The sequence below is a fragment of the Sphingobacterium mizutaii genome (assembly GCF_900187125.1).
Lineage (GTDB): Bacteria > Bacteroidota > Bacteroidia > Sphingobacteriales > Sphingobacteriaceae > Sphingobacterium > Sphingobacterium mizutaii.
Genome location: NZ_LT906468.1, coordinates 2,903,445 through 2,917,352 on the forward strand (window position 1 = coordinate 2,903,445; position 13,908 = coordinate 2,917,352).

At 40.2% G+C, this 13,908-nt stretch carries 7 protein-coding genes; 3 read left to right on the top strand and 4 right to left on the bottom strand.

What is annotated here, in order from left to right:
* Nucleotides 1–142: 142 nt before the first annotated feature.
* From CKW03_RS12510 to smc, 3 genes are all read left to right on the top strand, one after another.
* Nucleotides 143–844: a DUF4397 domain-containing protein gene (locus CKW03_RS12510; RefSeq protein ID WP_093097414.1), complete on the top strand. Its 702-nt coding sequence runs from the start codon at nt 143–145 to the stop codon at nt 842–844.
* Nucleotides 845–944: 100 nt separating this feature from the next.
* Nucleotides 945–1,418, top strand: coding sequence for a DUF6882 domain-containing protein (locus tag CKW03_RS12515; protein ID WP_093097416.1), 474 nt, complete (start codon nt 945–947; stop codon nt 1,416–1,418).
* 99 nt (nt 1,419–1,517) lie between these two features.
* On the top strand, nt 1,518–5,063 hold the full coding sequence (gene smc / locus CKW03_RS12520) for a chromosome segregation protein SMC (RefSeq protein WP_093097418.1): 3,546 nt from the start codon (nt 1,518–1,520) through the stop codon (nt 5,061–5,063).
* A 221-nt stretch (nt 5,064–5,284) separates the two neighbouring features.
* Here smc and CKW03_RS12525 read toward each other — a convergent pair whose 3' ends face one another.
* The 4 genes from CKW03_RS12525 to CKW03_RS12550 form a co-directional block, all read right to left on the bottom strand.
* Nucleotides 5,285–5,470 carry a hypothetical protein gene (locus CKW03_RS12525; RefSeq protein WP_093097419.1) on the bottom strand — a complete coding sequence of 62 codons (186 nt, stop codon included), beginning with the start codon at nt 5,468–5,470 and terminating at the stop codon, nt 5,285–5,287.
* Nucleotides 5,471–6,434: 964 nt separating this feature from the next.
* Nucleotides 6,435–8,765 carry a S9 family peptidase gene (locus tag CKW03_RS12540; protein ID WP_093097424.1) on the bottom strand — a complete coding sequence of 777 codons (2,331 nt, stop codon included), beginning with the start codon at nt 8,763–8,765 and terminating at the stop codon, nt 6,435–6,437.
* 204 nt (nt 8,766–8,969) lie between these two features.
* Nucleotides 8,970–12,368: a DUF1080 domain-containing protein gene (locus CKW03_RS12545; RefSeq protein WP_093097426.1), complete on the bottom strand. Its 3,399-nt coding sequence runs from the start codon at nt 12,366–12,368 to the stop codon at nt 8,970–8,972.
* An 11-nt stretch (nt 12,369–12,379) separates the two neighbouring features.
* The gene (locus CKW03_RS12550) at nt 12,380–13,648 is read right to left on the bottom strand and encodes a Gfo/Idh/MocA family oxidoreductase (RefSeq protein WP_093097427.1); all 1,269 of its coding nucleotides are present in this window, start codon (nt 13,646–13,648) and stop codon (nt 12,380–12,382) included.
* Nucleotides 13,649–13,908 lie beyond the last annotated feature (260 nt).

Consider the following 13,908-nt stretch of genomic DNA (forward strand, 5'->3'; position numbering starts at 1 on the left):
AAATCCAATGACAATCCCAATTTTTAGCCTGGAAAAGGGCTAAAAAAAAGATTTTTTCAAAGGGGTGTAGCATATCTGTAAACATTACCGTTTTTTTATTGAACGTTCAAAAATTGAAATCCATTAAGAATTTACTGAACAAATGAAAAAACATATTCTACTATTAGTCATTGCACTAAGCATATTAACATTAAGTAGTTGTCTAAAGGATAATGATGATTATCCAGATTTACACTACCCCGCTGTTTCCCTATTTAACTTCTACCCTAAAGAATCAGGAATCTTATACGCAGTCAATGGTAATTTATTGAATCAGATAGATCCAAGATACAAAGGTATCTCTATGTTCTTCGCCATACCTGGAAACAAGAAACTTCAAGTAGTTGATCGTTCCAATAATCAACCGATCATTGATACGACACTAACCTTTACAGATTCAGTAGTATACAGCTGTATGGTTTATGGAACAGAACAAAATCCAGAATTTATCAGGGTTCCAGATGTGGAATTGAAAAATGCAGGTACCAAGACAGGCGTAAGATTTTTCCATTTGGCCAATCAAGTTGGAAAAGTAAATTTCAAAGTAGGAAGCCAGGAAATCCCAGGATCGACCAATCGTGTTAAAGAAAACCCTAGCACAGTGGCACAGACACAGATTTTCAGGGAATCTACTACGGGAAAAACAGCAGTTACCGTGACAGATGAACAAGGAAAAGTAATTGCCAAAATTGATGAAATCAATTTGGAGAACAATAAGCATTATAACTTTATGTTGATCGGAACTAAAGACAATAGCCAATATCCTTTAGAACTTGTTTATAGCTTCTATAACATTACAGATTAACCACTTACAATTTGGCAGCTTTATAATACATCCATAAAAACGGAAAGGCCCAATTATTTGGGCTTTTCTTATTTTTAAGGTTTTGCTATATTTATGGCCTATGAGCCTTGAGAAACCCAAAATAGACGATTCATTCCGTGTCCTGCACGCCAAAGCACATGAATACATTACTGATCAACAAGAAATTCTGGAGGAAGAACATGCTTTTGGCCAATATTCCAGTTATACCGTGGATTGGGAAAATAATATCATCAGCTTTTCAAATGAGGACAATTCAAACTTAAATCTAGCGTTTCAGATTGTGGGTAGTCTTGATCCTGAAAAATCTATTTGGACCTGGAGATGGGATAATCCACAAATCAGTGATTCTGAGAGAGAGGAATTGGATATCATAAAAAATTATGGTGATTTCTACGATTTTGGATACCTTACTACTGCAAAACTGGAAATCGACAACCCTATTGCTTGGGCATTGACCGCTGTTTCCGGCTACCTCCGCATTTCTAAAGGAATCTTCAGGATTCAAAAAGAGAACGAAGCCCAATTTGTATACTTTAAGGAAGTACTGGCTTAATATCCTAAAATACAATCGAGCACTTACTCCATAATTAGGGTATTTCATTCATTGCTGAAATTCCTTAATTTCGCACACATTTTTTACTTATAAGAGCTAATGCAATTAACAAAATTAGAGATTAGAGGGTTTAAAAGTTTTGGTGACAAAGTAACCATCAACTTCAACGAAGGGGTAACCGCCATTGTTGGACCGAATGGTTGTGGCAAGTCTAACGTTGTTGATGCAATGCGCTGGGTACTAGGTGAACAAAGCACCAAGAACCTGCGTTCGGACAAAATGGAGAATATCATCTTTAACGGCACAAAAAACCGTAAAGCTGCTAATCTGGCCGAAGTTTCATTGACCTTTGATAATACTAAAAACATATTACCAACCGAGTTTGCTACTGTTACAATCACCAGAAAATTATTCAGGACCGGTGAAAGTGAATATAGACTAAACGATGTGAAATGTAGGTTGAAAGATATCACTGACCTATTCCTCGATACTGGGATTGGTTCAGACACTTACTCCATCATTGAATTAAAGATGATCGATGAGATCATCGCCAATAAGGATAATTCCAGGAGAAACCTCTTTGAGGAAGCTTCAGGAATCTCTAAATATAAAGTCCGTAAAAAACAGACCCTATCGAAACTAAAAGATACTGAATCTGATCTTTCTAGAGTGGATGATCTTTTGTTTGAAATCAACAAGAACCTAAAATCTCTTGAAAATCAAGCGAAGAAAGCTGAGAAATACTTCAAGCTTAAGGAAGAATATAAGGATGCCAGCATAGGCTTAGCCTATTACAAACTTGAGGGCTTCCAAGGAGATTTAGAAAGAATTACCGATCAGGAAGCAGAACAACAAGACAGGCTGAAAAACGTACTTTCCAACATGGAGAGTAAGGAAAAAACCTTGCAAGAATCTAAAACGGATATTCTTGCCAAAGAACAGAACTTGTCTGCCCAACAGAAAGCTACCCAGGAGTACATCAATAAGATCCGCTCGTATGAATCGGAAAAGAAGATCAAGAATGCGCAGTTGCAACACCTTCAAGAGAAGGAAACGCGCCTTAACAATGACCTTCAGAACGATAAGCAGCAATTGAACCATGTCCAATATCAAATAAAGAGATTGAACGAAGAGCTTTATGAAGAGCAGAACACCTTAGACGCTGTAAAACAAGACCTTGAGAGCAATAAAACAGAAGTTGAAGAACTGAGAGCACAGCAATCTTCGGCAAAGTCAAAATTGGATGAATTTTCCAAGAATAGCCAAGCTTTACAGAGTCAGATCTATGCTTTGGAAAAAGAATTGGCGGTTTTGGCAATTCAGAAGGAAGCGTTGGAACAAGAATCTTTGAGAACCAGCAATGATGCTGAATCGAAAGAATTGGAACTTCAACAGTTTAACCATGCGGTTGCTGAATTAGAAGAGCGTGTAGCGATTCAACAAGATCAATTTGATGAGGCAATGCGTACCGAAGAGGAAATCCAAAGACAGATTGCCCAATGCGAAACTAAACTCAAAGAATCTGCAGATGACCTAAGCAGAAAAGCGCGCTCCGTAGATTCCAAACAGAACGAATATAATTTGACCAAATCCTTGGTGGATAACTTAGAAGGTTTTCCGGAGTCCATCAAATTCCTGAGAAAACATGCGGGCTGGAAGAAAAATCCGCCATTGTTTTCCGACATCCTTTTCTGTGAAGAAGACTATCGCGTGGCGGTGGAGAACTTCCTGGAACCCATCATGAACCATTATGTGGTGGAGACCAAAGAAGATGCTGTACAGGCAATCAAGTTGTTAAGTGATTCTTCAAGAGGTAGAGCCAATTTCTTTGTTTTAGAAGCAATTAACGAATTAAAAACCAATCCATCTTCGAAGGAAAGCAATAAGTCCCTCATACCAGCAATGGAGATCATTAAGGTGGATGAAAAGTACCGCAACCTTTGTCAAATCCTATTAAAAGATGTGTACTTGATCGATGCCGAGTCTGAGATTGACATCGATGCCAATCTACCAGATGACAATATGGTCCTACTTCAAAAAGAAGGAAAATATTCTAAAAATAAACTGGGAATCTCCGGTGGTTCCGTAGGCTTATTTGAAGGTAAACGTATCGGTAGAGCAAAGAACTTGGAAATCCTGGAAAAGGAAATCAAGGATTTGAATGAACAGATTGATATCATCCAAGAGACCCAGGAAGAATTAAATGGTCGATTGATTGGGTTAAAGGGTAGTTCTCAAAAAGATTTCATCGATGAACAAAGACTGCAATTGAACCGTCTGAACAATGAACTGACTACGGTAAAGACCAAGCAAGAGCAATATCAAACTTTCATCAACAGCAGCCAGAATAGAAAACAGGATATAGAGACCAAAGTTGCCAATATTATTGCTCAGTTAGAGAAATCTGAGCCTGAATTGCACTCTTTCAAAGAAACTGCGCTAGAAAACCAAACGGTATTAAGCAGACTTGAAGACTCCTATCATGAATTGACAGAGATCCTGAACGAGAAATCATCCGTTTACAACCAGGAGAACATCAAGTTCCACCAACAACAGAACAAGGTAAATACCCTGCAAAGGGATGTAGAATACAGGGAAACACAACGTGAGAATCTGGAAGAAAGAATTGAAAAGTTCACGATAGAGTTCGATACGGTCAAAAACGACCTAAAAGATGCCTTGAGTTTTGTAGACAATAACGATACAGACCTAGGTTCCATGTACGAACAGAAGGAATTGCTTGAGAAAGGATTGCAAGAAGTTGAAGAAGACTTCTTTAAATCGAGAAAAGTAATCAATGACCTGGAAGATGAAATCAATCAGCTCCGTAAATCCAAAGATATCTCAGACTCCTTGATTTCTGAGTTAAAGGACAAGAAAACAGCTTTACAGATCGATTTAAATGCCTTAAAGGAAAGGTTATCCGTGGAATTCAATATTGAACTTCAAGATTTGTTGGAAGCAGAAATCCCGGAGGAAAGATTGGCAATGGCTGATCTAGAAACTTCTTGCAGAAAGCTTAAGAAACAATTGGATGATTATGGCAGCATCAATCCCATGGCAAAAGAGGCTTACGATGAAATGGATGAACGCCATGGCTTTATCCAAAAGGAAAAAACAGACCTTATGGAAGCCAAAGCTTCTTTGTTGAGCACAATTCAAGAGATTGACCAGTCTGCAAATGACAAATTCATGTACGCCTTTACCACTGTTCGTGAAAACTTCATCAAAGTATTCCGTTCTCTGTTCAATGAGGAAGACTCTTGTGATATCGTATTAAGTGATCCAAACAATCCTTTGGAATCCGATATAGATATTGTCGCTCGTCCGAAAGGAAAACGTCCTTTATCGATCAACCAGCTTTCCGGTGGTGAAAAAACATTGACGTCCACTGCCCTATTGTTCTCTTTATACTTATTGAAACCAGCCCCGTTCTGTATTTTCGATGAGGTGGATGCTCCTTTGGATGACACCAATATTGATAAGTTCAATAACATCATCCGCGAATTCTCCAACCAATCTCAATTTATTGTGGTATCCCATAATAAACGTACGATTGCCAGCACCGATATTATCTACGGTGTAACCATGGTAGAACAAGGAGTATCAAGAGTTGTAGCGGTAGATTTAAGGGACGTCGCTTAAATAATTGACAGCAAAATTAATATGGAATCCCCCTAAGAACAGAAACTTAGGGGGATTTTTATATCCTTAATTTTTTCTATAAAGTTATAGCAAGGCAACAGGCTTCTTCGACTTTCCTTTTACCCATATTCGAGGCATATTCGGGAATACTTCGGGCATAGCTTTCTTAAGATTTTGAACATTTGGCCAAAATTCCGAATATGTCTCGAATAAGATAGGAATTACCTGGGTTTCCGATTGATCCAATCCTTGGAAAACAAGAAGTAGATGGTATTAGTTCCGATCAGGATTAAAAGAGCGAAGTAACCCAGTGATTTATTGTCCTTGTTCGGTCCAAATAAGAAGAAGAACATGGTCGCCGCTGCCGTTAATGATATAATCAGCAACAGAAGTCGATTATAATTCATAACAAATTGGTTAATTGGTTAGTAAACCTTGAAGATAAGAAGAAAAACTGAAAAAATGGTAAACAGATGAATAAACCTAAGCGGGTTTTGAATCTTTGTAGAAATTAGATATATGCAATGCCCGACCCCAGTGGATGTGGAATATTTTTCTGCAAATCCTTTCCTATGGGCAAATAGCAATAAAAAAAATAGTTTTCTCATCTTACGATTTCGAAAGGACAAACACCTCAAAAAAAACAATAGATTCTTCGCTACGCTCTGAATCTCTCTCGAAGATCAGCGGAGCCGAGATGCCGCTCACCTACTGGATATTTGAACCAGGATGTGGCTCGACTCCGCTCGCCAACCGAGGATGGGAGGATAGACCAAGAACTGGGAATGAACCAGGATAGGGTTAGACAGGCTAACCCACAGAGGATGGGAGGATGGACCAAGAACTGGGGTTGCATTCTAGACTATATTTGACCCCCAATTCCGTAGGGGCTTATTGCATAAGCCCGCATCATTTTTTGAACATATAATAGGTTTGTTTTGCGGTCTGTTCCTCAAACTACGTTCCCAATTATGCTGTCCATCCTGACCTAGGAAGGGTCTCGGAACTTTACACTCTTCATTTGTAATAGTTTTCTCATCTTGCGATTTCGTCTGAACGATTAGTGAAGAATCTGTACAGTCCTTCTCCCATAGGATCATTCATTCTGCATCTTCGATGCAGAAACCGAACGCCAATGCAAACAAAATATTGAGGCGGGCGTATTCAATACGCCCCTACAATAATGGGGGTAAATATCGTTGAATAATGCACGATTATACCATGATCTTGGCCCATCCGATGGGTGAGCCTGTCGAACCCCAAATCCCCTACCCTGAGCTGCATCTCGACTTCGCTCGATGAACTGTCGAAGCCCATCCTAGTTCAAACTACAATAATCTGGCAAAATATTCTGGAAGAAGACTCTGCTTTTTATTTCTTCAAGGTATTTTCAAACAACTTAAATATCCTTTTGTACTCATCAGTCCAACTGCTTGGTTGTACAAATCCATGGTCTTCGACTGGATAAACGGCTAAATCCCAATTTTCTTTACCTAACTCAATCAATCGCTGGTTTAAACGCACTATATCCTGGAACTGCACATTCACATCCACCATACCATGCAACATCAAAAGGTTACCCTTCAATTTATCGGCAAAATAGATTGGCGAACTTCTTTTGAATGCGATCGGATCTTCAACCGGGGTATTCAAGATATTGGCGGTATAACCATGGTTATAATGCGCCCAATCGGTAACTGACCTTAGCGCCGCTCCAGACTTAAACACATCGGGTTCGGTAAATAACCCCATCAAGGTAATGAAACCCCCGTAGGAGCCTCCATATAGGCCTACATTGGCAGGATTAACTCCATAATGGTCTACCAAATACTTAACCCCATCCACTTGGTCGGTAAGGTCTTTCCCGCCCATATGTCTGTAAATGCCTGTACGGTGATTACGTCCATAACCGGAGCTGGCTGTATAATCGATGTCAATTACGGTATAGCCATTGTCGGCTAACATATTATTGAACATATATTCCCTGAAATACTGGCTCCACCAATAGTGCACATTTTGCAAATACCCTGCTCCATGTACAAAAACCACCGCCGGTTTATTTGGATGAGGATTCTTGGCTGGATAAACGCGAGCATAGACATCATCCCCATAACGGTTTTGGAATTTAACCATATCCGGTTCACGCCAAGCATAGCTATCAAATTCTGCTGTGGTCGACTTGGTAATCTTACTGGCATCAGCTTGAGGCTTGTTATTCTGCAAATACAGTTCCCAAGGTTTGTTCATGGTCGAATGGCTGATCGCCAAATATTTTTCATCCGGTGAAAGCGTGACTTCATTACCACCCTTCATTGAAGTGATCTGGACTAAATTCCCGCCTTGAACAGGTAAACTATAAAAATGCGTAATGCCGGGATGTTCTTTGTTGGCAGATATATAGAAATTCTTTCCATCCTTTGACAACTGTACTGATTGTACCTCCCAATTTCCTTCGGTCAATTGCTTTTTATTATTGCTGTTAAGGTCATAGCTATACAAATGCGAATAACCGGAGGCTTCACTATTGAAATAAAAAGTATGCTCATTCAACCATTTTACATCCCTCCCAATTCCAGGACCAGATATCCAAGCATCATCATGCTGCCTATCCAACTGGACCAAACTTGCATCTTCTGGATTAACTTTCAGGATCCAAAAATCCTTATTGTCCTGTGCCTTAGCCGTGATTACAGCATATTTTGCATTTGGAGACCAAGAACTTACTCCCCAACTTACCTGACGGTCTTTATTTGCCTTTTGAAGTTCGGCTAAGCGTTCTGGATAGTCACTTAAATAAGCAGGTAAATCTTTGATCCCCGGGATATTGGATGCTTTAACCTCTAGAGCAGTATCTTGTTTCACTTTATAGACAAAGCTCTTAAACTGTGTAAGTTCATTACCCACCTTTGTACGCATATTGAGGTCCTCTACATATCCTGAACGGGTGATGAAATCGGGAACAATGGTATTTCTATTTCCTTTGGCAGGATAGATCAATCGGTAGGTGATAAATTGGCCGTCAGGACTCACGGACAATCCGCCTAAATAAGCGTCGCCTAGATATAAGGTCTTCTTATTCTCTTTCTTTTTGGTCTTATCCTTCAAGCGATCTTCTTCCTTAAATACTTCAAACAGCTGTTCTTGGTCCTTTTTCAACCATTCATCCTGATCGGAAAGCTTTTGTCCAGCTTTTGGAGCAACACCTCTTTGAAAGTTGGTTAATTGACGAACCGTGTTATTGTTCAGGTCTAGGGTATATACATTTTCATTCCTTTGGAAAACGAGTTCATCGTTCAACAAAAAGGATAATGGGTTTTCCCTTTCGATAGTTTCGGTAAGGCGTTTGACCTTCTCCTTGTTCTTGACATAGATGTCTCCTTCCCTTTCGAAAACAGCCAAAGTTTTGTCCTGATTGAAAATATATTGTGGAGCTTCATCCAGCTTAGCTAGGCTATCGGAGCTCAGTTCATATTTCTTGGAGGCAACATCTAAGCGATAGACTTGGGATTTATCCTTTCCTTCTGGGTTCCAATTGAAATACAGATATCTACTGTTGTCAGACCATCGATAATTGGAGGGTGAAGTGCCCATCCATTTCGGATCTCGCATGATCTTTTCTACGGTTAAGGGTGATAGTTGGGCAAAACTGCTACCAACAGAACCAAGGACCAAACAAGAAATGATTAGGTTAATCTTATGCATGAATAATTGATTGTTGTTATTACTAAAGCAAGTATACGAGATTAGTCAGGAATATGGGAAACTGTCAGCTTTATTTTACGATAAAAAGCTCCTATTAAAGCATTATTGGGAACAAAACAGGAAAATCTAAAAATCCAGCGGAAAAAACAGGGGCTGTCCAAAATATTTGGACAGCCCCTGTTTGGTAATATTTAAAAAATCTATTTACATTTTTTTCACTCGGATGTTACGAAGGAAAACCTCTGTACCATGGCCAAGGAAACCGATATGGCCTGAGCTATTGCTTAATCCAGGGTGACTTTTCCCATCAGCAGGACCATTCTTGGTTGCTTGTTTCAAGTCGCCATCAACAATAACTTTTCCATTGACAGTGATTTTGATCTTATCCCCTTGGATACGGATTTCTTCAGTATTCCATTCTCCAACTGGATTTAAGGCACCACGTTTCGCAGCGATGATTCCGTAAACAGAACCGTGATATTGATAAGGTTTAAGATCTTTGTAAACATCTGCCCCATCATCCAAGATCTGGATTTCCATTCCTTGGTATGCTGCATCACCTTCTAATGGGGTACGGATTCCCACACCATTGTTCGCTCCTGGAGTTAATTTGAACTCAAATCTATAAACGAAATCGCCATATTGATCTTTCGTATATAAGTTCTTTCCAAATTTAGCATCAGGATTCGAACGGATATAACCTTCCGGAGTGACCTCATAAGCTGGAGTACTGGTCCATTTATCTAAGTTCGTACCGTCAAAAAGCATTTCAAAACCTTCTTGTTTCTCTTGATTGCTCAAGGAGTAAACTTCTTTACGTGGAATTTCCTTGATAAAGATATCACGGTACCATACTCTTGAACCATGGGCTTGTAGCTCGATCTGTTCTGTTGGGAAGATAGATTGATTGCGGTCCCAATAGTTTTCCAATGGAACATTATCAACGACCAATTCACCATTTAACCAAACGGAAACATCTTCACCTACCATTTTGATCTTAAAGGTATTCCACTCTCCTAAAGCATTATCTGCAACCTTAATAGGGTCTTTGGCATTTTTAGCATTGTTGTATAGACCACCAGAACCTACTTGGGCACCTACCTCGGTACGGGAGATATCCCAGATCTGAACTTGTGGAGTTCCTCTTAGGTAAATACCAGCATCTGGTTCTTTACCATTAGGATCTAATTTCCAATCCACCAACATTTCAAAATCGCCGTATTTCTTAATGGTTGCGATATTGTCGCCATGACCGCTGAAAACTAAGTCTCCATTTTCTGCAGTCCAGCTTTCGCGCATCTTTTTGTCAGCTTCAACTTGTTTCTTTGCCAATTCAGCTTTTGACATATTAGCACGTTTGATCGGATTTTCAACCAAGCCTTGCCATCCTGTCAAATCTTTACCATTGAACATGGAAATGTAGCCTTCACCACTTGGCATTTCAGCTAAATGACGTACAATAGCTTCTTTCAGGTAAGAGCTTTCGCTTCCTGATAGTCTAGTTGCAGCATCATTTAAGATCTTGCGAACATCAGCTCCAATATAGTCCTTGTGGTCCATAGCAATATTCATGGCTACGTTTGTTGCTGACCCACCTAAATCTTTGTCATTCATGTACTGCGCAGCAAACATCAATGCTTGGTAAGTACCAGTAGATTGAAGATTGGATAAAGCCGCTCTCTTTTGTTTGACATCTTGAGCAAGCTCAAAAGCATCTTTTAACAATAAGGTTTTCTGATCAGGATTTACTTTGCTCGCATTCAATTGTTTGATCAGGCCATTGAAAATGGTATTGAAAAGTGCTGGATCTTTTTCTGTTTTGGAGAGACGGATCAAGACTGGAAGAGATTCCGAATTTGACCAGTTCGCCAAAGCTTGGATAGATTCAGCTTTCAATGGACCATTACTACCTACATAGTTTTCAACTGCTTTTAGTGCCTCTGTACCCCCCACTCCTGCGAAGATTGGGAAATATTTAGCAGCTGAAGGAGCAGCAGAACGTGAAATATTTGCAGCTAAACGTTGGATTTTTGCATCCTTATCTGGGCTGGCATTAATAGCATCAATTGCTGCTTGTTGTGCGTATTTTAATTCTTCACCTGAAGCATTATCCATTAATTGGATGACAGCCTCTAGGTTATCTGGGTTTACGGTATTGGATAAGGCTTTGAAAGCCGCCAATTTCACTGCAGCATCCGATGAAGCCGTTAAGGGCAATACCGCAGCTGAAGAGGATGGATTTGTTCTGTGGGAAAGGACATCCAATAAAGCAACTTGTGTTTTAGCATCCGCGTTGGCTAAAGCTCCGTTTACCACATCCATTGTTCCTTTATCCTTTGAAGATAAAAGCAAGGTTTTGATCACAGCCAATTCCTTTTCAGAAGCATTTGGAATCTGCTTGATCAAGAAGTCTGAATTTGCACCTTTGGTCAAAACAGAAAGCGCATTTAAAGCAGCGATTTTAGCTTCCTCATCTTTCAATGCAGGAAAGCTCTTCTCAATAGCCTTTACTGAGCCCGTTGCGTCTTCAGTTGCCAAGAAGTTCAGTAAGCTTTCTTGCGCATCTCCATCGAATTTTCTCAAGGAGCCCGCTAATTTCACTAGGTCACTAGCCTTTGCCTCATCAGCCAATAAGCCTAGGGCTACATTGCGAAGAAGCTTGTCTTCATTCGAAGCCAATTTGATCAATTGTTTCTTCTGCTTTGCAGGGTTGATGGCCGTCAATACAGAAATAGCTCCGGCTTGGATTGTTGGAGCTTTGAATGCTGTAGCATTTTTGTATAAGGTGGTAGCAAATCTGGTTGCTTCCGCATCTTTATCTTTCTTAGCTAATCCTTCTGCATAGTCAACTGCTAAACTTGCAGCATTGGTTCTATCGTATTGGTAGCTCTTCTCTTCTGCTTTCGTTAAGAAAAGTTCGGCTGAATTAGGGCCTGCAATTTTACTCAATGCAGTAAGACCCGCCAATTGGAAATTATCTGATGTATACTTCGCAATCAGCTCAATGATTTTCGCCTCTGCTTCTGTAGATTCCAACTCACCAAGTGCCGTAACGATCGCGCTAGCTGTTTTTTCAGTCGCTGAGCTATTTAAAGCAGCATTCAAAGCACTTGCAGCTTCTGGAGTATGGATTGCATTCAGAACGCGGGCAGCCTTTTCAGCTAGGTCCTCGTCTGCCAAATAGGGTGCTACCTTATCAATAGCATCGTTTTTAGCACAGAACTTAAGCAATTCAAAGACGTATCCTTTGTTGTTTTTGTCGGTCAATTTATCCAATGCCTCCAATAAGCCTTTCACATAGGTTGCACGCTGGCTTTCCATGTTCGGCTGCATCACAAAAAAGGCATACGAATTCGTTGCATATTCGATTGGCGCATTATTTCCTCCTTGAGGTTTCAATCCTAGCAACAGCGCTGAAACATCCTCGGAAGTAAAACCTTCCAATTCCTTCATCGCCGATAAGAACTTTGCTTGTTCTTCAGCAGGCTGTTGGGCTAATACATCGGCAATCTTGGTCGCGGTGGTGCGTCCTGAAGGTTGCTGTGCATAAGCGGCAACTTGTAAAAATAATAATGCGGCTATGGTGTTAAATACTTTTTTCATGTTTCGTAGGTTTAGAAAGACCAAGGTCCTCTCATCGGCTGGTGAATTAATCTGTTAGCTGCTTCATCATTGACAAACTCCTGTTTAGCGGAATCATAATGCAAAGTTCTGTTCAACCTAAGTGCTGCAAGCCCTAAGTTGATCAAGGTACAGGAGTAATAACCATTTTCTTCGTTCAGTGCGAATTTCTGGCGCGTACGAACTGCCTCTACGAAGTCGGTAACCTGAGGAGCTGGATCTGGATATTGGGCCAACTTGCGTTCCAAGTCTGGAATATCCGATACGAATCCTCTATATAGTTTTCCGTTAGGACCTTCAATGTATGCTTTTCCTTCTTCCGTTCCTTCACCGTCCAGGATAATCTGGCATCCATCTGCATAGGTATAGGTGATCTTTCTCCAAGTACCTACAGCATCGGAATGCTGTTGTGGAGCATCCACCTCAATCTTAACAGGTGATTCATTGTCTTTTCCTAAGAAATATTGAACAGGGTCCATATAGTGCTGACCCATATCGCCCAAACCACCGCCATCGTAATCCCAATAACCACGGAAGGTCAAGTGCGTACGGTGTGCATTGTATGGTTTGTAAGGAGCTGGACCTAACCACATATCATAATCCAATTCTTTTGGAACCTGTTCCACCGGCAGGTTTGTTTTTCCTACCCAGTAGAATTTCCAGTCGAATCCTGTATGCTTGCTGATGGTCACTTTCAATGGCCAACCCAGCATACCTGTATCCACTAATTTCTTGATTTTCTTAACAGGTACATTCATGCCATAGAAATTGGCATCAAAACGGAACCATGTATTCAAACGGAAAATATTACCATGCTGTTTTACAGCCTCTTTCACTCTTTTGCCTTCTCCGATAGTTCTGGTCATTGGTTTCTCACACCAGATATCTTTTCCGGAGCGAGCAGCCTCGACAGCCATCAATCCGTGCCAGTGAGGTGGCGTAGCGATGTGAACAATATCCACTTCAGGATTAGAGATCAAATCACGGAAGTCATGGTGTTCTTTAACCCCTCCACCCAATGCTTTTTGTGCTATTGCTAAGTGGCGGGTATCCACGTCACAGATAGCTACTGTCTTGGTACCGGCGTACTCAAAGTGTCCACGTCCCATAGAGCCGACACCGATTACCCCTTTTGTCAAGTGATCGCTGGGAGCTAGATAGCCTTTTCCAAGTACAAAACGAGGCACAATAGTAAATGCTGCTGCCCCAATCAACGATTTCTTGATAAAATCGCGCCTAGAAGTATTATTGTTTTCTTTCATAAAATTTATGATTCAACTGGATATAACAAACTCTTTCCTTGCCACGAACAGCTTCCTCTCTGGGAAATTGATTCAGCAAAAAATTAGATTATTGTATCATAAAAATTGTATAAATAGATTTAGTTTCACAAGTGTAGGAAAACTTTTCAGTTTTCGTTTATCACATTCGGTCATTACTTTATTAATTTAAGTCATATATCTTAATTTCTGTACAATGGGATTTAGTCAAACGTTTGCGTAAATGAATTATTACTTAGTGT

Excerpts from the sequence above, each read along its gene's own strand:
- CKW03_RS12515 (WP_093097416.1), top strand. The coding sequence starts at position 945 with ATGAGCCTTGAGAAACCCAAAATAGACGATTCATTCCGTGTCCTGCAC.
- CKW03_RS12545 (WP_093097426.1), bottom strand. The coding sequence starts at position 12,368 with ATGAAAAAAGTATTTAACACCATAGCCGCATTATTATTTTTACAAGTT.
- CKW03_RS12550 (WP_093097427.1), bottom strand. The coding sequence starts at position 13,648 with ATGAAAGAAAACAATAATACTTCTAGGCGCGATTTTATCAAGAAATCG.
- CKW03_RS12525 (WP_093097419.1), bottom strand. The coding sequence starts at position 5,470 with ATGAATTATAATCGACTTCTGTTGCTGATTATATCATTAACGGCAGCG.
- smc (WP_093097418.1), top strand. The coding sequence starts at position 1,518 with ATGCAATTAACAAAATTAGAGATTAGAGGGTTTAAAAGTTTTGGTGAC.
- CKW03_RS12540 (WP_093097424.1), bottom strand. The coding sequence starts at position 8,765 with ATGCATAAGATTAACCTAATCATTTCTTGTTTGGTCCTTGGTTCTGTT.
- CKW03_RS12510 (WP_093097414.1), top strand. The coding sequence starts at position 143 with ATGAAAAAACATATTCTACTATTAGTCATTGCACTAAGCATATTAACA.